Source organism: Chloroflexus sp. (assembly GCF_034432675.1).
Classification (GTDB): Bacteria; Chloroflexota; Chloroflexia; order Chloroflexales; family Chloroflexaceae; genus Chloroflexus.
Genome location: NZ_DAOUBI010000041.1, coordinates 23,239 through 43,029, shown reverse-complemented (window position 1 = coordinate 43,029; position 19,791 = coordinate 23,239). Strand labels below are relative to the sequence as shown.

16 protein-coding genes are annotated in these 19,791 nt (G+C 54.2%); 12 read left to right on the top strand and 4 right to left on the bottom strand.

From position 1 onward, the window contains the following. The first annotated feature begins 134 nt into the window (after positions 1 to 134). The 5 genes from VAE55_RS03535 to VAE55_RS03515 all read left to right on the top strand — a co-directional run bounded on the left by VAE55_RS03535 (position 135) and on the right by VAE55_RS03515 (position 5,117). Positions 135 to 623, top strand: a complete 489-nt coding sequence (locus VAE55_RS03535; protein ID WP_322814434.1) for an HDIG domain-containing metalloprotein — start codon at positions 135 to 137, stop codon at positions 621 to 623. A gap of 3 nt (positions 624 to 626) precedes the next feature. Then, complete coding sequence (locus VAE55_RS03530) at positions 627 to 1,373, top strand: ScpA family protein (protein ID WP_322814433.1); 747 nt, start codon at positions 627 to 629, stop codon at positions 1,371 to 1,373. 47 nt (positions 1,374 to 1,420) lie between these two features. Next, positions 1,421 to 3,616, top strand: a complete 2,196-nt coding sequence (locus VAE55_RS03525) for a GAF domain-containing protein (protein ID WP_322814432.1) — start codon at positions 1,421 to 1,423, stop codon at positions 3,614 to 3,616. 77 nt (positions 3,617 to 3,693) lie between these two features. Continuing rightward, positions 3,694 to 4,350 (top strand): response regulator transcription factor, encoded by a 657-nt coding sequence (locus VAE55_RS03520; protein WP_322814431.1) that lies wholly within the window; start codon positions 3,694 to 3,696, stop codon positions 4,348 to 4,350. Beyond that, positions 4,350 to 5,117 (top strand): MBL fold metallo-hydrolase, encoded by a 768-nt coding sequence (locus VAE55_RS03515; RefSeq protein WP_322814430.1) that lies wholly within the window; start codon positions 4,350 to 4,352, stop codon positions 5,115 to 5,117. Before VAE55_RS03520 ends, VAE55_RS03515 begins: the two co-directional genes overlap by 1 nt. A gap of 573 nt (positions 5,118 to 5,690) precedes the next feature. Here VAE55_RS03515 and VAE55_RS03510 read toward each other — a convergent pair. Next, positions 5,691 to 6,707, bottom strand: a complete 1,017-nt coding sequence (locus VAE55_RS03510) for a hypothetical protein (RefSeq protein WP_322814429.1) — start codon at positions 6,705 to 6,707, stop codon at positions 5,691 to 5,693. Positions 6,708 to 6,999: 292 nt separating this feature from the next. Between VAE55_RS03510 and VAE55_RS03505 the strand changes: the two genes are divergently transcribed. The 4 genes from VAE55_RS03505 to VAE55_RS03490 all read left to right on the top strand — a co-directional run bounded on the left by VAE55_RS03505 (position 7,000) and on the right by VAE55_RS03490 (position 11,672). Then, positions 7,000 to 8,160: an amino acid ABC transporter substrate-binding protein gene (locus tag VAE55_RS03505; protein WP_322814428.1), complete on the top strand. Its 1,161-nt coding sequence runs from the start codon at positions 7,000 to 7,002 to the stop codon at positions 8,158 to 8,160. Positions 8,161 to 8,385: 225 nt separating this feature from the next. Next, positions 8,386 to 9,588 carry an ABC transporter permease subunit gene (locus tag VAE55_RS03500; RefSeq protein WP_322814427.1) on the top strand — a complete coding sequence of 401 codons (1,203 nt, stop codon included), beginning with the start codon at positions 8,386 to 8,388 and terminating at the stop codon, positions 9,586 to 9,588. A 12-nt stretch (positions 9,589 to 9,600) separates the two neighbouring features. Further along, entirely contained in the window at positions 9,601 to 10,833 is a 1,233-nt protein-coding gene (locus VAE55_RS03495) for an amino acid ABC transporter permease (protein WP_322814426.1), read from the top strand. A gap of 89 nt (positions 10,834 to 10,922) precedes the next feature. Continuing rightward, positions 10,923 to 11,672, top strand: a complete 750-nt coding sequence (locus tag VAE55_RS03490) for an amino acid ABC transporter ATP-binding protein (RefSeq protein WP_012259082.1) — start codon at positions 10,923 to 10,925, stop codon at positions 11,670 to 11,672. A gap of 640 nt (positions 11,673 to 12,312) precedes the next feature. On the opposite strand, the gene VAE55_RS03485 is transcribed toward VAE55_RS03490, so the two are convergent. Both VAE55_RS03485 and VAE55_RS03480 read right to left on the bottom strand, forming a co-directional pair. Continuing rightward, positions 12,313 to 13,545 carry a glycosyltransferase family 4 protein gene (locus VAE55_RS03485; RefSeq protein WP_322814425.1) on the bottom strand — a complete coding sequence of 411 codons (1,233 nt, stop codon included), beginning with the start codon at positions 13,543 to 13,545 and terminating at the stop codon, positions 12,313 to 12,315. A 14-nt stretch (positions 13,546 to 13,559) separates the two neighbouring features. Further along, positions 13,560 to 14,000, bottom strand: a complete 441-nt coding sequence (locus VAE55_RS03480) for a hypothetical protein (protein WP_322814424.1) — start codon at positions 13,998 to 14,000, stop codon at positions 13,560 to 13,562. A gap of 185 nt (positions 14,001 to 14,185) precedes the next feature. Here VAE55_RS03480 and pdxH point away from each other — a divergent pair, with 185 nt between their 5' ends. The 3 genes from pdxH (at position 14,186) to VAE55_RS03465 (ending at position 16,162) form a co-directional block, all read left to right on the top strand. Then, positions 14,186 to 14,821, top strand: a complete 636-nt coding sequence (gene pdxH / locus VAE55_RS03475; protein ID WP_322814423.1) for a pyridoxamine 5'-phosphate oxidase — start codon at positions 14,186 to 14,188, stop codon at positions 14,819 to 14,821. Between the two features lie 361 nt (positions 14,822 to 15,182). Further along, positions 15,183 to 15,599 carry a polymer-forming cytoskeletal protein gene (locus VAE55_RS03470; RefSeq protein ID WP_322814422.1) on the top strand — a complete coding sequence of 139 codons (417 nt, stop codon included), beginning with the start codon at positions 15,183 to 15,185 and terminating at the stop codon, positions 15,597 to 15,599. Positions 15,600 to 15,670: 71 nt separating this feature from the next. Continuing rightward, positions 15,671 to 16,162 (top strand): septum formation initiator family protein, encoded by a 492-nt coding sequence (locus tag VAE55_RS03465; protein WP_322814421.1) that lies wholly within the window; start codon positions 15,671 to 15,673, stop codon positions 16,160 to 16,162. 24 nt (positions 16,163 to 16,186) lie between these two features. Here VAE55_RS03465 and VAE55_RS03460 read toward each other — a convergent pair whose 3' ends face one another. Continuing rightward, the gene (locus VAE55_RS03460; protein WP_322814420.1) at positions 16,187 to 19,639 is read right to left on the bottom strand and encodes an AAA family ATPase; all 3,453 of its coding nucleotides are present in this window, start codon (positions 19,637 to 19,639) and stop codon (positions 16,187 to 16,189) included. Between the last annotated feature and the right edge of the window lie 152 nt (positions 19,640 to 19,791).

The window sequence follows — 19,791 nt, the reverse complement described above, 5'->3', positions numbered from 1 at the left end:
ATTCTGTCAGGAACTACTGGGATAACTTCTACCAACCCGCCTCATTACTATTGGTGCGTCGGACATACTGCCCTATCTGGTTTATAATATCCGAATTGATAACCGATACATCTCTTATCGGCAACCGGTCACCTATGTCATTATCGTATCGCATTCGACAGTTTCGGAGCGCTGTACATGCCTGCATCACGCCCGCAGAATACGATCTGGTACGGCGTTTGTTAACGCCGGCAGAGCAGCGCTTGTTCGATCAGATGCCACGTTACGATCAGCGGCACTGCCTGGACGTGTACTACACGCTGGTCGACGCAGCTGAACAAGATGAGTTTCTTCTGCGTGCCGCGCTGTACCACGATTGTGGTAAAGTTGACGATCACGGAAGGCCAATGGCGCTTGGCTGGTACGTGCTGGCAACTATTCTCAAACGCTGGCCGGCCCTGTACCTGATCGCCGCCCGTTTTCTTCCGCCTATTGCTCTCTATGCCGGCCATGCCGCCCGTGGAGCCCAGATGGCTGCTGCCGCCGGTTGTCCGCCGGAAATTGTTGAAACCATCCGTCATTACCACGATCCCAACCCCCGTGGTCGTGCTGCCCGCCTACAGTGGGCCGATGAGCAAAACTGATCGATGCCTTACGCCGTTACGCTACCGGAGTTCACTGGCCCCCTCGATCTGCTGTTGCGTTTGATAGAACGGGCCGAACTGGATATCACGACCATCGCCCTGGCCAGTGTCGCCGACCAGTACCTGGCCCACGTCCGTACTTTAGCAGAGGTTGAACCGCGTGAACTGGCTGAGTTCGTGAGCATGGCAGCGCGCTTGATTTTGATCAAGTCGCGAGCGCTACTGCCCCGTTCACCAACTGTACCTGCTGAGACGGGTGATGAGGATGCAGGACAGCTTGTGGTCCAGTTGGAGTTGTATCGCCGTTTCAAACAGGCTGCCGAAGTCCTGCGTCTCTGGCAGGATCAGGGCCGGAGCACGTTTGTCCGTCTGGCTCCACCGCCGCTACTCCCTGCTCCTGCCCCCGTCAGCTATCGTGTTACCGATCTGCTCCACGCGCTTGAACGTCGACGTCAGCTTCAGTTGCCACTGACACAGCCTGAACCGATTGTACTCGCGCCACGATTGACGGTCGCCGAAGTGGCGGAGCGGATTCGTGCGCGGTTGGAACGAGCGACCTGGTTTGATTTTACCGATCTGCTGAGTAATGACCCAACGACTGAAGAGGTGATCGTCTCGTTTTGGGCGATGCTCGAACTGCTTAAGCGACGGGCGATTGTCGTTGAACAGACAATGCTATTCGGGCCTATTCTCATTGGGCGAGGAATGGCACCCATTGTCACCGAACCGGCTGACGAAGATGAGTTGTAATTGCCGGCGGCATATGCGACAATGTGAATGATCATAACGAGGTAATCATGACTGACTCTGCGCATATGGCGGCTGATTCTACTCATCGCACGCTTCCGTTAGGCGATCTGCTGGCATTTGGCGATGCGTTACGTGCCGACGATACGCCTGAGAGCCTGCTTGCTGAGGTTGTCGAGACCTTACGCCGGATTGTTGGTAGTCCGGCAGTCTATGCCCGCTTACGCGATCTCGACAGCGATACGCTCTACGCGGTAGCCTTTGCCGGTGTTGATGCAACACTGGTCGAACGTTTGCGTGCCACACCGATTGGGCCGGCAATCTACCAGCCGCTCCTACGCCCGGAATATCGGCAGAGTAGTTCATATCTGATTCCGGCAGCAGTGCTCCCCCCTGATGTGCCGGATACCGAAGCGATTATTCCAGCCTCAGCATTGTTAACGCCGTTGCGCGGGCGGGGAGACCGCTTGATTGGCGTCATTGTGTTGGCCTGGCCCGATCAACCCGACCAGGTCACTATACGCATGGTCGAAGCGATTGCCCGTCAGGCGGCGCTGGCAGTTGAAAATGTTCGCCTGGCCGAACGGAGCGCCCGCTTGCTGGCGAAAGAGCAACTGCTGGCCGAACTGGGGCGTGCGGTTGGGGCAACGCTTGATTTGGATACTATTGTGCGTCAGACGATTGATCGGCTGGCTGCTGCATTCGGCAGTGGGCTGGTCGCACTGCTCGATAATCAAGAGACATTAACGGTCGTGGCTGCGGCACCACCGCTCGATGCACTGATCGGCAGGCAATTGCCGTTACTCTCCGGCTCACTGGCCTGGGTAGTGCAGAGTGGTCAGCCGTTTGTAGTAGACGATTGTCGCTTGCACGCACCGGACATGGCTCTGTTCGGCCCCGACATCGCGTCGTGTATCATCGCCCCGTTGCGAAGTGGTGGTCGGGTGATCGGGATGCTGAGTGTAGTTAGCCGGCAGGCCAGCGTGTTCAGTGACGAAGATGTTGATCTGCTAGAGGCAATTGCCGCTCAGGTGAGTGGGCCGGTCGTCAGCGCACGCCTCTACGCCGAGTCGCAACGGCTGGCAGCGCAGGTGCAGCGTCGTGCCGATCAGCTTGCTGTGCTCAACTCGATTGCCCGCATCGTTACCGCAACGCTCGATCTGCGCGAGTCGCTGCCACTGGCAACGCAGCAGATACAGCGCGGTTTTGGTTACCCGCAGGTTGACCTCTTCCTGCTTGAAGAAGAGGCCAATGAGCTGATCCTGGTCGCATCCGCCGGTCGTTATGCACCAGAGCGGGTTGGCTATCGCCAGCATATCAATCTGGGACTGGTTGGACGTGCGGCGCGCAGTGGTCGGATTGTGCGCACCGAGGATGTAGCGACGGAAGCAGATTATCTCGGCCTCAGCGAGCGGCTCGATATCCGTTCAGAGCTGTGTGTACCGCTGATCTCCAATGGCAAGACGTTGGGCGTACTCAATATTGAATCGCCCGAACGAGCCGGCCTGACCGAAGAGGATGCCGCAGTACTGGAGACCGTTGCCGACATGCTGGCCGGTGCCGTAGAGAATGGACGCCTCTACCAGCGGGCGCAGCAGGCTGCCGCCCTGGAGGAACGCAATCGCCTTGCCCGTGAATTACACGACAGCGTTAGTCAGCAGCTCTTCAGTATGACTCTGACCGCACAGGCTGCACAAGCACAATTCGAGCGAAACCCGGCCCGTGTTCCAGCCCTACTTGATCGGCTACACGAGACGGCAACTGCGGCACTGGCCGAAATGCGTGCCTTGATCTTTCAGTTACGCCCGCCAGCACTGCGCGACCAGGGACTTGTCGCTGCTATTCAACAACATGCCCAGCATTTGGCTCATCGTGAAGGATTGCGGATAGAATTAAACGTTATCGGTGATGAGCGCCATACACGAGGAATTGAGCAACCACTCTTTCGGATTGTCCAGGAGGCGCTCAATAACATTGTGAAGCATGCAGCCGCCCGCAATGTGCAAATAATGCTTGAATTCAATGCCGATCAGGTTTCGATGCGCATTATTGATGATGGTCAGGGTTTCGACCCAACAGCTCGTCCCTCTGGCGAAGGCCGGCATCTCGGCTTGCTTAGCATGCGCGAACGCGCAGCAGAATTGGGTGGTTCGTTCACCGTTCATTCTCGGCCTGGGGCCGGTGCTGAGGTTGTGGTTGTTGTCCCCCTACGTGGTCGTCATGTCAATATTGAACGACCCGAGTAACATGAGATGCGAGACAGATAATACCGGTCGTTTGACACAATCAGCGACAGGGAAGGGTAGCAAGAAGGGGTAGGTGGATGGAACAGATCACAGTACTGCTCATTGATGACCATCGCGTGGTACGCCAGGGGTTGCGCGATTTTCTGGAATTACAACCCGATATCGAGGTAGTCGGGGAAGCAGGTAGCGGTGTCGAAGGCGTGAAGTTGGCCTGTGAATTGCTGCCTGATGTGGTCTTGATGGATCTCGTCATGCCCGGTATTGATGGAGTCGAAACCACACGCCGCTTGAAAGCGGTTAGCCCCTCGTCACAGGTAATTGTCCTGACCAGTTTTGCCGACGACGATAAGGTCTTTCCTGCTATCAAAGCCGGCGCAATCTCATACCTGCTCAAAGACATCTCACCCGAAGATCTGGCCCACGCGATCCGGGCGGCGTGTCGCGGTGAAGCCGTTCTTCATCCCGATGTGGCGGCCAAATTGATGCAGGAGTTCAATAGGCCGCGCCCAAATGAAGCACCGGTCGAGCAGCTCACCCCGCGAGAGATGGATGTGCTGCGGCTGGTCGCGAAGGGTATGTCGAATAAGGAGATTGCCGAGACATTGGTCGTCTCAGAAAAGACGGTCAAAACCCATATCAGCAATATTCTTTCAAAGCTGCACCTGGCCGACCGTACCCAGGTAGCGATCTACGCCCTCCGCAAGCGGCTTGTCCCAATCGATGAGGAGGAATGATGACAGCACGGGTTGTATTACTGGGTACCGGAACAGGTTTGCCCGATCCTAATCGAGCGTATACGCATCTGGTATGGGATGGGCCGGGTGGGCCATTCCTGGTTGATGTCGGTGGTGAAAGCTACCGTCGCATGCTGGCGGCCGGTATCGATCCACAGAGGCTCACCGGCGTTCTCCTGACCCACAGCCACTGTGATCACATTAACGGCTTACCGGCGCTCCTCTTCAGCCTCCGGCTGGGTGGGCGTACCGAACCGTTACCGATCTACAGTCTACCGGCAACCATCGAACTGGCTACTGCTTTCCTGGCCGCAGCGGGTCTGGAAGATTGGGCCACACCGGTCATTTGGCAACCAGTTACCCCCGGCGAACCCCTACAGCTTCGTGATGGCCTGGTCATCACGACGGCAATAACCGCGCACAGTCGACCCTGTCTTGCTCTACGCTTTGCAGCTCCGAACGTGCCAGCAGTGTGCTATTCCTCTGATACTGAACCGTGTCCGACAGTCGTCGATCTGGCCACCGACGCCCAGATATTGATCCACGAAGCGACCACTGCTGAACCATTTGCCGGCCATACCACCCCGCGTCAGGCCGGTGCCGTGGCCGCTGCTGCCGGCGTGCGTCGGCTTATCCTGGTACATTTCAGTCCACGCTGGACAATGCCGGTAGCCCAGGCGTTGGCCGAAATTGCTGCCGGCGGTTTTCATGGTGACGCAGCAGTAGGGGTAGATTTACAGGAGTTGATTCTAGTTCCGGAGAGGTAGGTTGTCCACCTACATCCATATCCCACAATATGGTTAACTACGCCTGGCGTCATCTGGAGTGCAAACGCCATCAGGTTGGAGTGTATTGTAGCTTTGCAGCAATTGCCGCGTTACCTTGAAGCGTGGGAACATAACTTCCGCGCTTCCTGTACTCCATTCCGCCCTAATGTGGCACCATGTCAAAATTGATAGCGTAGAAGTTATGACACAGGGCCAACGCTGTTTTACCCCTGGGAGTGCGAGCCTCCGACACTCGCCCGACACCTGATCCACCACGTGTTCTTGACCCACCCTGAACCGTTTACACCTGCCCCCGGTCAGATGGTAGATGGTATGATGTATCGGTTTGCCTCATTCCAGAAGGGATTGCCCTGGGTATGGCAGGAGTGATGACGTGCAAGTCCTGCTGGGATTATACAGTACCACGCACGGAACTACTCCCTGCCGTCAGGTCAGCCCCGTAGAGATTTCCGGGAATTGAAGGAGGGCTTCAACCCACCGGATCAGGCGGGCTGAAGCCCTCTCAGACGACGGACAAACCCCTCCAAGGCTACGGAGAAGATAGTACATGTATTAACGGTCTACGTAATAGCTGACCAGACGACCTTCTGCATCATACAACGCGCCGTCATCGCGTTGACTGTTACTCCAGATATTGCCCTCCGGCCCAGAGAACGAGCGTTCTTCACCGGGCAGGAGCACACCACCAATCGGATGGAGTTGATTACCGCGAATACTACACATTTGCCAGCCGGTCAGGTCGACCGGATCAGGGCTAACATTTCGCAACGTTACCGTCTCTCTTTGCTTGTCGATCCTGACGATTGTGACCGGATAGTTTGGGGCAGCACCTGGATTAGGGTCTGCTTGGCAGTTGTTGAAGGTAGGTGGTGGCAGTGGTGGTGGTGATGGTGGTGATGGTGGTGATGGTGGTGGTGGTGGCGTACTTATGCTTGCTCGTACCTCGTTGCCCAGCAGCCCCAAGAGAACGTTGTACGGTGGTGTATTCTCAGGATGCAACTCAAAACGTGCTCGTTCAAACCATTGAACTTGCAGTACCCGACCATCAATCTCTTCAATCATCAGATCGGAGAGAGGTAACCCGAAGAGAGCCAAACTTTCTGCTTCGCTCTTACCCCGGCGACCATCGAACTCCAGGCCGTTAGATCGCCACATGTTCAAAATGTCACCGCACACATTGTGCTGCGTTTCAGGAAAATAGCGACAGCCGCGCTGGGGCTGGCTGGTTGGAAAGGATTGAAAGTCCCGCCCTTGCTGCATTAGGCGATCAGCACCCAATCGACCGAGGAGAACGTCGTATGGTCGTCGATTTTCTGGGTGAAGCTCGAGGCGATAACGCTCGAACCATTGTACCTGGACAGCTTTTCCTTCTACAATCTCTTCCTGCTGGGGTGTAATTGGAAACCCAAAAACGGGTAAACCACCATTTTGTTCCCAAAACTCACGGATGCGCCCGCTAATACAAAAACCGGTTTCCGGAAAGCATCGTTGGTCGGATTGTGCTAGGACTGTCGGCGATGCGGTCAGAAGGAGTGTAAACACAAAGAGCCATTGATACAAAAGTCTCATGTTCTGCTTCCCAATTTGTTACATTCACTACTAACGCTCAATTGAACATTAAAATGTTCAATTGTTGTAAAGATCAAAGAAAACCCGTAGCTCCGGCCCATCTTCCACCATAGCCATTTGCGCGATCTACAAGAACATGGTATCATTTCCGTGATCCGAACGATATGAAGTCAATGCTGTGCAATGGGGCCGCAGGTAGTGGATCGCCTTATTTCAATGGGACCGCACGGTTTGCAGCACCGGAAGGTCCGGTGTATTCGCATAACCGTATTCAGATGATACAGGAGAGAACATGCGCAAACACATTACTCTGGTTCTGGCAGGTTTACTCAGCCTAGTGCTGGCCGCCTGTGGTGGTCAAGCCCAACAGGCACCTACAACGGCGCCGGCTCAGCCGGCAACCTCGGCACCTGAACAACCAACCGCAGCGCCGGCGCCGACTGCTGCGCCGGCAGCAACTTCAGCTCCGGCAGGTGGCACCACCAATCAGCCGGCTGCCGGTGGTCAGATTGAACGAATTCTTAGCCGTGGCACTCTGATCTGTGGTGTCAACAATAACCCACTGCCCGGTTTTGCATCGGTCGACTCGGCTGGTGTCTACCGCGGCTTTGACATCGATTTCTGCCGTGCTGTTGCTGCTGCCCTCTTCGACGATCCGACGAAAGTTGAGTTCCGTCCATTGAGTGCTCAGGAGCGCTTCACTGCATTGCAGAGCGGTGAAATTGATGTTCTCATCCGCAATAGCACCTGGACGCTGGGCCGTGATGGAACCCTTGGTCTAGATTGGGCTCCCACCACTTTCTACGATGGTCAGGGGATGATGGTGCGCAAGGACAGCGGTATTGATACACTTGAAGACATGGATGGCGCAACCATCTGTGTGCAGACCGGTACCACTACTGAGTTGAACCTAGCCGATCAGTTCCGTGCCCGTGGTCTGACCTTCACCCCAGTGGTCTTCCCCGATGGTGACTCGACGCGCGCTGCCTACGATGCGGGCCAGTGTGATGGCTTTACGACTGACAAGTCGGGACTCATCTCCAGCTTGACCCTGCTGTCGAATCCGGCCGATCACAAGATTCTCGAAGTAACGATGTCGAAGGAGCCGCTCGGCCCGGCAGTGCGTCAGGGTGATCCGCAGTGGTTCGATGCGGTGCGCTGGATCGTCTTCGCTACCTTCCAGGCTGAAGAGTATGGCATTACGTCGCAAAATCTCGATCAGTTCCTGGGTAGCGACGTTCCGGAGATTCGCCGCTTCCTCGGTATCGAGGGTGAGCTGGGCGCTGGCATCGGTCTGTCCAACGATTTTGCTGCTCGCGTGGTCCGCCACGTCGGGAACTATGCTGAGATTTACAACCGTAATCTCGGTCCCGATACGCCATTCAACCTACCCCGTGGCCTGAATGCGTTGTACACCGAGGGTGGTCTGCTCTACTCACCGCCCTTCCGCTAAGCATCACCTCAACGGCGGAGGAGATACATCCTCCGCCGTTGCCATATGGAGGAAGGGTCTATTGTCAGTTATGCCATTCCTTCAGTTGTCTGGTTGATGGCCTGCTATCCTGTCACAACATTCTACTCGCGGTGTTGTCAAGCTATCTAGTCGAAGCACTGTTCCAAATGCAATCTGCGTTTATGTGGATCGGTGCCTCAAGGTCTTACCCTTCAGGAGAAAGTTATGGCTGTTGGTTCGCCATCGGTTCCTCCCGGCAAAATAAATATTCCTTTTTATCGTGATACGCGGATTATTGCGATCATTGTTCAAGTGGTGTTTGCTATTTTGGTGATCGCACTGGTTTGGTTTTTGTATTCAAATATGATTAATGGCCTGCGCCAGGCTAATCTGTTGCCTACGTTCTCTTTTCTGTCTGTGCCGGCCGGCTTTCCTATTTCTGAAAGTGTTATAGAGTACGATCCTTCCATGACGTATGGGCGAGCGTTTGTTGTTGGTATTTTGAATACCGTCCGTGTAGCTGTGATCGGTATTATTCTTGCTACGCTACTGGGGCTAATTCTCGGTATTGCTCGCCTCTCTGATAACTGGTTGTTGCGTAATATGGCATTGGTCTATGTTGAAATTGTGCGGAATGTTCCCTTGCTTTTGCAATTAATCTTCTGGTTTTCGCTTACCCGACTTTTTCCTCGCATTCAAGAGAGTATTGATGTCGGCGGACTGATGTTTCTGCATAATCGCGGCATTACCCTGGCCTGGCCGCAGGCGGGTAGTAGCTTCGATGCCTGGATGTTGTGGGTCTATGCCGGTATTGTGATTGGGATCGTCTTCTACGTGGTGCGCCGAATTCAATTCGTGCGTCGTGATCGACCCGGCGTTGCCTTGCCGTATGCATTGCTCATCGCGCTGGGTATCGTGCTGCTCAGCTTTCTGGTGACCTATCTGGTGGACGGTGTCTGGCCGGTGAGCCTTTCCATTCCGGTGTTGCAGCGCTTCAATTTTGAAGGCGGCGTAACAGTCACGAACAGCTTCGCTGCCTTGTTGATTGGGTTGGTGATTTACACCGCAGTCTTCATCGGTGAGATTGTGCGCAGCGGTATTCTGGCTGTTAGCAAAGGCCAGCGTGAAGCAGCGCGTGCCCTTGGTATGACCCCCGGACAGACGATGCGGCTGGTGATTCTGCCCCAGGCGCTGCGGGTGATTATTCCGCCACTGACCAGTCAGTATCTCAACCTGACCAAGAATAGCAGTCTGGCAATTGCAATTGCTTATCCCGATCTCTTCTACGTCGCCAATACGATTAACAATCAGACTGGCCAGGCCGTACCGGTGATCTTGATGCTCATGGCCAGTTATCTTTCAGTCAGTTTGCTGACGTCGCTGTTTATGAACTGGTATAACCGTCGCATCCAGCTTGTCGAGCGATAAAAGGAGACGCCTGTGGCAACTGAAGTTAGTCGTCCAACTTCGCGTCGTGTACCGCGTCAGCAGATTGGTCTGATCGAGTGGTTGCGCAAAAATCTCTTTTCAACCTGGTACAACGCGATTATTACTATCGTCCTCCTGTACATTGTGATCCAGGCCGTAACCAGTTTTGTTTCCTGGATGGTGACGGCTCCTGGCTGGCCGGCTGCGTTCACGAACATTAAGCTCTTACTTACCTGGACGTATCCGGTCGACCAGCTCTGGCGACCGCAGGCAGCTATGGCGCTGGTCTTACTGCTGCTGGGATTGAGTGCCGGCGTGTGGGGTGGGGTCGTGCGTATGGTTGCCTTAGGGGCAGCCGCAATCAGTGTTGGAATCGGCTTTGCCGCCTTTACCTTCCCCGATTTGCCGGATCAGACCTCGCTACCTGGTTGGCTATTTATGTTTCTCTGTGCCGGGTTGCTGGTGGGTGGCGATCAACTGGCACGTCGGCTGGGTAGTCGCTTGCGCTGGCCACTGATTATTGCCTGGGTCCTCTCTTATCCTATCGTCATTCTGATTTTGCGCGGTGGCCTTGGTCTACCAATCGTTGAGACAAAGCTGTGGGGCGGTTTGCTTTTGACGTTGTTGCTGGCGATCAGTGGTATCGTGCTCTCGTTTCCGCTGGGGGTGCTGCTGGCATTGGGACGCCGGAGTTCATTGCCGGTCATTCGCGTGTTTTGCGTGCTCTACATTGAGCTGATCCGTGGTGTGCCACTGGTGACAGTGCTCTTTATGGGTGCCCTCTTGCTGCCGCTCTTCCTCCCTGGCGGCGAGAGTATTGATGCGCTGGTACGGGCAATTGTCGCGGTGACGCTGTTTAGCGCAGCTTACCTGGCCGAAAATGTGCGTGGTGGCTTGCAGTCGATTCCCAAAGGGCAGATCGAAGCAGCGCGGGCCCTTGGTCTGAATGTATTTCAGACCACATTGCTCATTACGTTGCCGCAGGCGCTGCGGGCTGTGGTGCCGGTGCTGGTTGGTCAGTTCATCGCCCTGTTCAAAGACACCTCACTGGTCGTGATCATCGGTCTGGTCGATCTTCTCGGCGCAGCGCAAAATATCGTTGGTCAACCGCAGTGGCTCGGCACGCCGGGCGGGGTCTGGCGCGAAACATTCCTTGTGATCGCTGCTATCTATTGGGTCTTCAGCTTCACCATGTCACGCATCAGTAAGCGCATTGAAGACCAGATCGCTCGCAGCCGGCATTGATGATGTGCCTCGTAAGAGTCGGTTAGCTGCCGTTCTGATGAGCTTTGACATACCTTTGAGATGTGAACCCGGTGTGAAAGGAATATCGTATGAGTGGCAATGGGAGCAGTGAGTATATCATCATCTGCGAAAACGTTAATAAATGGTACGGTGATTTTCATGCCCTCAAAGATGTCAGCCTGCGCGTGAAACGTGGTGAAGTGGTCGTTATCTGCGGGCCGTCAGGGAGTGGCAAGAGCACCTTCATTCGGACGATTAACCGGCTTGAGGAGCATCAGGAAGGCCGGATTATCGTCGATGGCATTGAAATGACCAGCGATATTCGCAACATCGATGCCATCCGGCGTGAAGTAGGGATGGTATTCCAGCAATTCAACCTCTTTCCGCATCTGACGGTGATGCAGAACATCACGCTGGCCCCGATTTGGGTGCGGAAAAAGACGCGCAAAGAGAGCGAAGCGAAGGCTCTCGAATTGCTCGAGCGGGTTGGGATCAAGGAGCAGGCATACAAATATCCCGGTCAGCTCTCTGGTGGTCAGCAGCAGCGGGTTGCGATTGCCCGGGCGCTGGCAATGGAGCCACGGATCATGCTCTTTGATGAGCCGACCTCGGCCCTCGATCCTGAGATGGTGAAAGAGGTGCTCGATGTAATGAAGACGCTGGCCCGCAGTGGTATGACCATGCTGTGTGTGACGCACGAAATGGGCTTTGCGCGTGAAGTGGCTGACCGGATTGTCTTTATGGATCAGGGGCAGATTGTTGAAGAGGGTACTCCTGATCAGTTCTTCACGAATCCGCGCAACGAGCGCACGAAGCTGTTCTTGAGCCAGATTTTGTGACGGTGCCGGTCGGCGATGATCAGACGGCGCATATCCTGCGCATACAAAGTAGCGCGAGTGCGGAACCTAGCCTTCCGCACTCGAGTTGCCACTTATGCTGTCAGCAGGCCATTGAGGCTGATAACAGCACGACGTTGCCTTTAACACCGTGTGGCGTAGCCACATGAAAAGAACTTATTTCATAAAAAGCTGTACTATCGCGCTCTCATAACTATCTCCGGTGCCATCACGCGCTGAATAGGTTGCCTTGATCGCTTATCATCCGCGTGTGGCGTCGTTTGGAGTGCGGCAGCCATGCTGCCGCGCCAGCCGTACTCACGATCCAGCGTGTGTCACGTCGTTGACCCGGCTGGTCACGCGGATGCCAGTGTGCTCGTCACGATCATGGAATTTAGTCGGCAATGAATGAGATACCTTCATAGGAGATGTTTTTTGAAACAGGTTCTAATGTGGATGGCAGCCAGTCTCCATGGACGTGCTACGTCACGCCTCACAGTAGTAACATAGAGTATACCTCTCCTCTGGGTCCTCCGTGTCTCTGTGGTGACAATAAAGTGGCAACCTGGTTATCCTTCCGCACTCGCTATGCATAGGAAGACGTATTGGGTTGTCGGTCTGACGATATACAAGACAGGTTCTACTACGCCTCTTCTTCATCATCTGCTGCGGCTTCCTGGCGCCGGGCAATGACCGCAGCGTAAATAGCTTCAATGGCGATAGCCGCCCGTTCCCACGAAAGTTCAGCCACTGCAAGCGCACGGGCACCGGCTGCCCGCTCGGCTGCCAGCTCCCGGTTGGTGAGTGCCAGCTCCAACTGGGCAGCAAAATCGGCGGCATTACCCAGGCGGGCGTAAAAACCGTATGGCCCCAGTATTTCGCGATTGACCGGCGTATCGAAGGCAACTACCGGCAAGCCCATTGCCATGTAATTGCCGATTTTGCCATTTCCTTCGGTCAGACTCATCTTTGGCGCGACTGCCACCTCACCCAGTGCCAGATAACTGTGTAGATCGCGGTAGATAATGCGGCCCGGTAACGTGACATGATCTGCGATCCCCAGACTGGCGGCCAGGTTGCGGTAGCTCTGCGGATCGGGATGACCCATAATCAGGAAATGAAGGTCTGGGTAGACCTGACACATCTGACGGGCGACGTCGAGGAGCAGATTGGTGCCCTGATAGGGCGCAAGCAGACCGATATAGACAACAATGCGCCGGTCGGGGGGGATACCAAGCTGCGCACGTAATTCGGCGCGCTGGGCTGTCCATTCTGGCGAGCCGTCAAACGGGCGAAACCGCTCGGTATCTACGCCATCGGCAATGGTGAAGAGACGATCTTCAGGGACAGAGCCGTCACGACGCAAGAGATTCGCAGCATTGTGGGTTGAGGTCATCACGGCATCAGCGGCGCGATTCAGCATGCGCTCCAAACGAGTCAGCGGGATGAACAGAGGGTTACTCCGCCGGATAAAGCCATGATCGAGCATCTCACTTGTCATACTACCCTGATAATCGAGAATGAGTGGTCGGCGGAGCAAACGCTGGAGTGGCAACCCAATGACCGCCGCTTCGTGGGTATGAGCGTGAATAATATCCGGGCGCATACGGAGTGCAGTCCGCAAGGCACGCCATCCTAAACCGATGTCGAGATAGAGTTTGTGCCGCGATGAACCAACAACGGCCCGCTTGATCCATGGCACATCCCACGACCGATAGATCGTAATACCCGGAATATCATCACCGTTGTGATAGGTAACCAGAACAATGCGGTGACCACGACGTTGGAGTGCGCGAATCTCTTCCAGAATGCGGACGTGGTTGCCGTAATCGGAGAAGAAGCTCGTCGAGGCAATCATCAAAATATTGTATGGCATAGCAGTACATGGCATCAGCCACCCGCAGCAGCAGACGACATGTCGCTGTTGCTACGTTGCACGACGAGGTACAACGGTGGCCCGGCTGACGGTTGGGCGCCGGCAAGAATGGCTTCGTAATGGAGATCGGGATCAGGTAAGCCGAGTTGCGCAATCCATTCGTCAGGCATCGTATCGGGATCGAATGTTAGGTAGACGACGCCTCGTTCCCCGTAGAAGGTCGTTTCAACCGCCTCGAAGCGCTCTTCACAAACGGTAGACCCTTCGTACAGGCCACGCGCCCAGCTTACCCCATTTCCCCCTACCTCGATCCAGACACTCCATGTTTGCAGATGTCTGGCCAGTGCCTGCGCAAGTGTGCGGTCGGCAAAGTAACGTGGGTCTTCCCAAATTGCCACCCAACCCTGCGCTGATGGCGCAATGAAGAAGTGGCGCGTGGGTTTATCAGGTATCATAATAATACAGCTCACGTCGTGCGGTACGCGCTGCGTGGCGCTAAAACCCTGTTCGATCAGAAGGGTGAGCAGGGTTTCTGCTACTACGGCATGGTCTGGGTGAGCAACATAAATGGCTGCGCTATTGTTCATCATCTGCGCTATTGTACGTCAGTCATTGTTCCTGTGCAAATGGAGTGTCTGCTATGAATCTTGCTGAACTGCGGAAAGAGTATACCCAACGTGGTTTATCTGAAGCAGAGGCCGATCCCGATCCAATTGTTCAGTTTACGCGCTGGCTACGTGAAGCTGCTGACGCGGGATTAATCGAACCGAATGCAATGACGCTGGCGACTATCGATCCTGACGGTCGGCCTTCTGCGCGTATGGTCTTACTGAAAGGCATTGATGAGCGCGGTTTTGTCTTTTTTACCAACTATGAAAGCCGGAAGGGGCGGGCACTGACTGCTTGTCCGGTTGCAGCTCTGGTATTCTACTGGCCGGAACTGGAACGGCAGGTGCGGATTGAAGGCTCTGTCGAGAGAGTGGCCGATGATGAGGCAGATGCTTACTATGCCAGCCGGCCACGCGATAGCCGGATCGGGGCCTGGGCTTCACCACAGAGCCAACCGATAGCCCATCGGTCTGAATTGGAGCAGCGTGTAGCCGAATTCTCTGCTCGCTTTGCCGATCAAGAACCACCACGACCACCCTTTTGGGGTGGGTATCGGGTCATCCCCGACCGAATTGAATTCTGGCAGGGGCGGCCGTCGCGTTTGCACGACCGACTCTTGTATACACGCACCGAACATGGTTGGCACCGTGAACGGCTTGCGCCATAGAAAAAGCATCCATCGGATGCGTGAAAGAACAGCTCCGAATCCAAATCATCCTGCGCATAATCGTTCGTTGTGCGGGAGATAGATGGGGGCTGATCCGCTCCACGACCGGTGGTGGTGGGAGTGATGGGTAATATGTGTTAGCGCTTGCAGATCATGCGTGAGCTACAACGTCTACCCATGCCTCGCGCACGATGATGGATGATTTACAGGTAACCGGTACTATTTAGCTATACGTTGCTCTAATTGCCGGTATCGTTTATAATGTCGGCAATGATTTCCCGGTTTATCGGGGTGTCTTCCGGCCTCGCCCGCATATAGTGATACAGACAGGTGGCCGGCTATGTGGAGGAGGATCGCACGCATGTTTGGTACAAACCGCAAACCCGCCCAGCCGCCGACAGTTGTGAATGGACGGCCAGAGACGGTGATCGGTGCCAACACACGTTTCGTCGGTACCCTAAATGCTGAGGGAAATGTTCGCATCGATGGTGCTCTGGAAGGCGATATTGAAGTCGTTGGTAATCTGATCATCGGTGAGACGGGTCGGGTGATTGCAACCATAAAAGCGCGCAACGTTCACGTTTCTGGTGCAGTGAAGGGGCAGATCACTGCTCTTGAACAGTTGGAGATCTCACCTACCGGTAAAGTATGGGGTGACATCACCACGGCTGCGCTACATATCGAACCGGGTGGTCTCTTTCGTGGTCAAAGCTCGATGACCACTAACATTGACGAACCGCTGCTGCTTGAACCACCGCGCTCGACTACCGAGTCGTGATCATTTTTGATTACTACGTGCTGAAGCTTGCATAGCAGGTTTTGTTCGCTGTCGTGCAAGCGAATACCCTTATGCGCCGTTATCGCTCATCGCTAAGGCAATCGTTCAACTTTACCGCATTGCGCCGGAACTGGGCGATGATGCGTGGGCACTTCCGTCGTTGGTTGACGACGACTTTCCCCGGTGGTGGACGAACGCTCACTTCGCTGACGATCATGGCGATTTTGCTTGTCATGATCGGCAGTATTTTGGTTAATCTGGTGAACCAGCTTCTTATTGCCCGCTATCTTGAGCAGGAGCTGGCTACAGCGCAGGTTGAGATCGAGGCATTGCAGGCGACGACTCAAGCTTTAGCGGCGCAGCTTGAATACGAGCAATCCGATGCAGCAACTGAAGCCTGGGCGCGTGATTTAGGGTTGGCACGTGATGGTGATATTATTGTTGTACCGGAGCACGTGCCCACATTGCCTCTTCCGCCCACGCCCACTATTCCTCCAACACCAGAACCTACCTCCCAACCGCTTCCGAACTGGCAACGCTGGTGGCAGGCTTTTTTTCCGTAAAAGACGGGTTATACGTACTGCCTCTCAATCCGCACGATCTGTCTTTGAGTCTTGCTCCATTACGAGTGCACTTTTTTCAAGATCATTCAACAACACGATCTCAAGAATACCGATTTGTGAACTATTGGCGATGGCAATTGCTTGCCAGATCAGCCGACGTGCTGTGCGTATGTCATTGCGTTTTACGTGCAGGAGCGCTTGGGTGCGTAATCCCAGCACCTGACCATAACGGTCGTTAATCGCACGAGCAACGTAGAGGGTATGTGGTAATTGCTCTTCTGCTATCTCATGCTGGCTACTGAATAGCATTACATGACATAATCCAATCAGGGCGCGGTTCTCAACAATCCAGTCATTAGCAGCACGTGCCAGCTTAATGGCTTGCTGGAATCTCCTTGTTGCACGCTGGAATACACCAAGCTCAAATTGTATCCAGCCCTCCAGTTCGTAACTTTGGGCAATGATGATGTCGGGGCGTATCAGATCGCTTAGCGGTTGGGGTGTTGATACCTGTCGGGGTACCAGTGCACATAATCGATTGACCCGACGGAGTATCTCCAGAGCCTGGCTCGATTGCCCCTGGAGTGCCAGGTATTGCGCATTGATCAGCCAGATGCAGGCTTGTAACAGTCGACTAAAGCCGGCATGGTGGTGTCCTTGACGTACCGTAGCTTGCGCGTATGTCATCTGTTCATCAATCAGGGCGAACTGCCCGCTCACAAGGACGTGATGGAGGTACAGCACTGCGGCCAATGCCTGTATCGCCGGCTGTGCCTGCTCGTTTAACAATTGTTGGATCAGGTGAAAATCTTCTTCCTGGTAAATATGATTACCGATGCGATCATTAAGCAGCATACGTAAACCGATCAGGTCGATTCGCCGACTGGCAGGACCGGCCAAGCCTACACCTTGTTCAATGTAACGAAGTGCGCTGTGGAACAGCGAACGCCGGGCACAGATCAACGCTGCCTGCCAGCAGTGATCGACAGCTGTAGACCACAACTCGGCGCGTATACTGTGGTCGATGATCACATCATACACAGCCAGTGGCGCATCCTGTTCGGCTAATTCCTGTTGATATGTGGACAGGTACCAGTTGCTAATCGCCTGATGGAGATGCCGGCGTTGCGCAAAGAGGAGACTTGTGTATGCCGCTTCGTAAGCAATACCGTCGATAAATCGGTATACCGGCTCTGGTTCAGCCATCTCCATCTCAATCAGTTGATCGTGCAGCAACGCTTTAATATCTTCGCGCAGTTCACTCTCGGTGATACGGGCTGGGTGAATATGGTGTAACAAGCGCAAGGGAAAGCTGCGCCCAATGACCGCTGCGGCTTTGAAGGTAAGACGGGTACGCTCCTCCATACGATCTATGTGTGCCTGTACAATCCCCAATGCCGAACTTGAGAGTTGCATCGGTGGTAATGGTCTCAAGAGGCGTGCTGTGTCATTCTCAATAGCGATCAGTTCTTTTTGCAATAGGAGGCGCACGTATTCTTTAATAAACAACGGCTGACCGGCGGCATATCGTTCAAGATAGTGGAGTAGGCGATGATCAATATCTTTTACCCCAATTAGTTGCCGGATAAGAATTGCCCGTTCGTAAACGGGCAATCGTTCCAAAACGTGGTGTGTTGTGAAGGGGTACTGTCGTATATGGTTCGTGAACGATGCCAGATGTTTGGGTGCCGGTCGATAAGAGATAACAACCAGCAGGGGGAGTTGAGGTAACAAGGCTTCAATAACATCTTGAGCCAGCTTCAATGAGGCAGTATCAGCCCAATGGATATCTTCAAGCACCATCAGGAGTGGCTCTTGCTTTAAACGACTCAGCAGTAGGTCTACTACCAACGGACTGATATCGGTCGATTTTGTTGTGCTGTCAAAGCCATCGATTTTAAATAGGTGCGCTAGTGTTGCAATATGTTGTGGCCGGGCTGATGAGAAGGTGGTTGCGATATGTTGTAAACGTGCCTGACGAACCTGCATTGGTGCACTATCATCAATATCACATAGTTCACTGAGAATGTTACGCCATAGATGCAGTGGCCATTCTTGCATGCCACTTCGACATTCACCTCGGAAACCCTGATAGCCGTCCTTAATCCATCTGGCACTCAGATGGTGTATCAGGCTCGATTTACCGATACTGGCTTCACCCTCGATCAATAATACCTGACCCTCTTGCCTGGCGACATCAAGGATGTGATCGATCATTTGGCGCTCTTGAGCACGCCCGATCAGTTCGGTGTTGTCGGGTAGCGAAGCCTTGAGTGACGAAAATGGGCGTTCATCGGTGAAGGTGTGTTTTGCCAAAACAACCGCCGTCGGAATGCTGCGACTGTAGCCCTTTACATTCAACTGTTGTGGCAGCGATGTGCGATACCGGCCAAGGATGTCTTGCCTCACCCGCCCAGAAATGACAACATCGCCGGGTTGTCCCTGTTCCATTAAGAGCGCAGCCAGGTTCATGTCTTCACCCTGTGCGGTATACACCCGTCGTAAACGGCTCCCTACCTCTCCCACGAAGACTGAGCCGACAGTGATACCTGCCTTGCGAATGATGCCTCGGTCACGCAACTCTACTGCACATCCCACCGCCCGGCTGGTGTCGTCACCGTGAGCAACCGGTGCCCCAAACAGAAAGACCATTACTGCGCCTTTATTACCGACTTCAATTTCGTTGAGCCAGCCACCCCACCGCATAGCAATTGCTTGTGCCTGCATAACCAGGGGTTGTAATGCTGTTGGGTCGTCAGGTAGATCAAAAGCCGCAAATACCGGTACGCACCAGCGATACTCGGCTACCAGCGTATTTAAACGGAGACGACGGGCAAAGCTGGGTGGTAGGAAATGTTCCCACGTCAGGATGGGTGTTTCGGGTGGCGGCCGGTAATCACAGAACCGGGTTGGCCGCGACGACGGTAATAAGAGCTGTACCTCCCCTGGTTTGGCTTGTTGTTCCGCGAGGCTTGCCGCGTCAATTGGTGCGCCGATCAGTACCGGGTGGACACCTTGATTGGGAATCCCAACCAGTAATAGATGGACGATCCCAACGCTTACGCCAACTCGAATTTCAAGGGTAAAGGGTCCGTTGGGAGTCGCGATTGGATTGAGAGCAGCAATTGCATTATGTAGAGCATGACCACAGTGAATCGCCAGTGCAGGATCGGTCATGCCCGGCCACCAGGCTGTTAATGCATCACCGGCGATGTGGATAACGTCACCGCCGTTAGCAACGATAGTGGCAATCATGATCTCAAAATAGCTGGTTAAGATACCATGTAGATGCTCAGCGCCATCGGGCAGCGTGGCGAATGTTGCTGTCAGGCGGGTGAATCCGCTTAGATCAGTGTAGAGAATCGTGCCGTGGTAGGTCTGTATCTGACCTGCGCGTAGCAGGCCGGCACTGAGCTGGTTATGTAATGTAGCGGGTACATAAGCGCGAAATAGTTGGCTCGATGTCTGCTGTTCCATGGTTCGGGGAGATGATATTTATCGCCTGTCTTTATTGTACCTTAAATCAGGCTATAAAAATCGGTATGGTATACTGTCAAACGATGATAACAGTATTTCTTACACAAGGTGAAGACGCAAGTCTCTAAGCAGATGGGTGTTGTTTAAGATAC

Bases quoted from the DNA above. Each gene is read 5' to 3' on its own strand.
- VAE55_RS03460 (WP_322814420.1), bottom strand. From the start codon at position 19,639: ATGGAACAGCAGACATCGAGCCAACTATTTCGCGCTTATGTACCCGCT.
- VAE55_RS03470 (WP_322814422.1), top strand. From the start codon at position 15,183: ATGTTTGGTACAAACCGCAAACCCGCCCAGCCGCCGACAGTTGTGAAT.
- VAE55_RS03535 (WP_322814434.1), top strand. From the start codon at position 135: ATGTCATTATCGTATCGCATTCGACAGTTTCGGAGCGCTGTACATGCC.
- VAE55_RS03505 (WP_322814428.1), top strand. From the start codon at position 7,000: ATGCGCAAACACATTACTCTGGTTCTGGCAGGTTTACTCAGCCTAGTG.
- VAE55_RS03490 (WP_012259082.1), top strand. From the start codon at position 10,923: ATGAGTGGCAATGGGAGCAGTGAGTATATCATCATCTGCGAAAACGTT.
- VAE55_RS03485 (WP_322814425.1), bottom strand. From the start codon at position 13,545: ATGCCATACAATATTTTGATGATTGCCTCGACGAGCTTCTTCTCCGAT.
- VAE55_RS03500 (WP_322814427.1), top strand. From the start codon at position 8,386: ATGGCTGTTGGTTCGCCATCGGTTCCTCCCGGCAAAATAAATATTCCT.
- VAE55_RS03515 (WP_322814430.1), top strand. From the start codon at position 4,350: ATGACAGCACGGGTTGTATTACTGGGTACCGGAACAGGTTTGCCCGAT.
- VAE55_RS03510 (WP_322814429.1), bottom strand. From the start codon at position 6,707: ATGAGACTTTTGTATCAATGGCTCTTTGTGTTTACACTCCTTCTGACC.
- VAE55_RS03520 (WP_322814431.1), top strand. From the start codon at position 3,694: ATGGAACAGATCACAGTACTGCTCATTGATGACCATCGCGTGGTACGC.
- VAE55_RS03530 (WP_322814433.1), top strand. From the start codon at position 627: ATGCCTTACGCCGTTACGCTACCGGAGTTCACTGGCCCCCTCGATCTG.
- VAE55_RS03525 (WP_322814432.1), top strand. From the start codon at position 1,421: ATGACTGACTCTGCGCATATGGCGGCTGATTCTACTCATCGCACGCTT.
- pdxH (WP_322814423.1), top strand. From the start codon at position 14,186: ATGAATCTTGCTGAACTGCGGAAAGAGTATACCCAACGTGGTTTATCT.
- VAE55_RS03465 (WP_322814421.1), top strand. From the start codon at position 15,671: ATGCGCCGTTATCGCTCATCGCTAAGGCAATCGTTCAACTTTACCGCA.
- VAE55_RS03480 (WP_322814424.1), bottom strand. From the start codon at position 14,000: ATGATACCTGATAAACCCACGCGCCACTTCTTCATTGCGCCATCAGCG.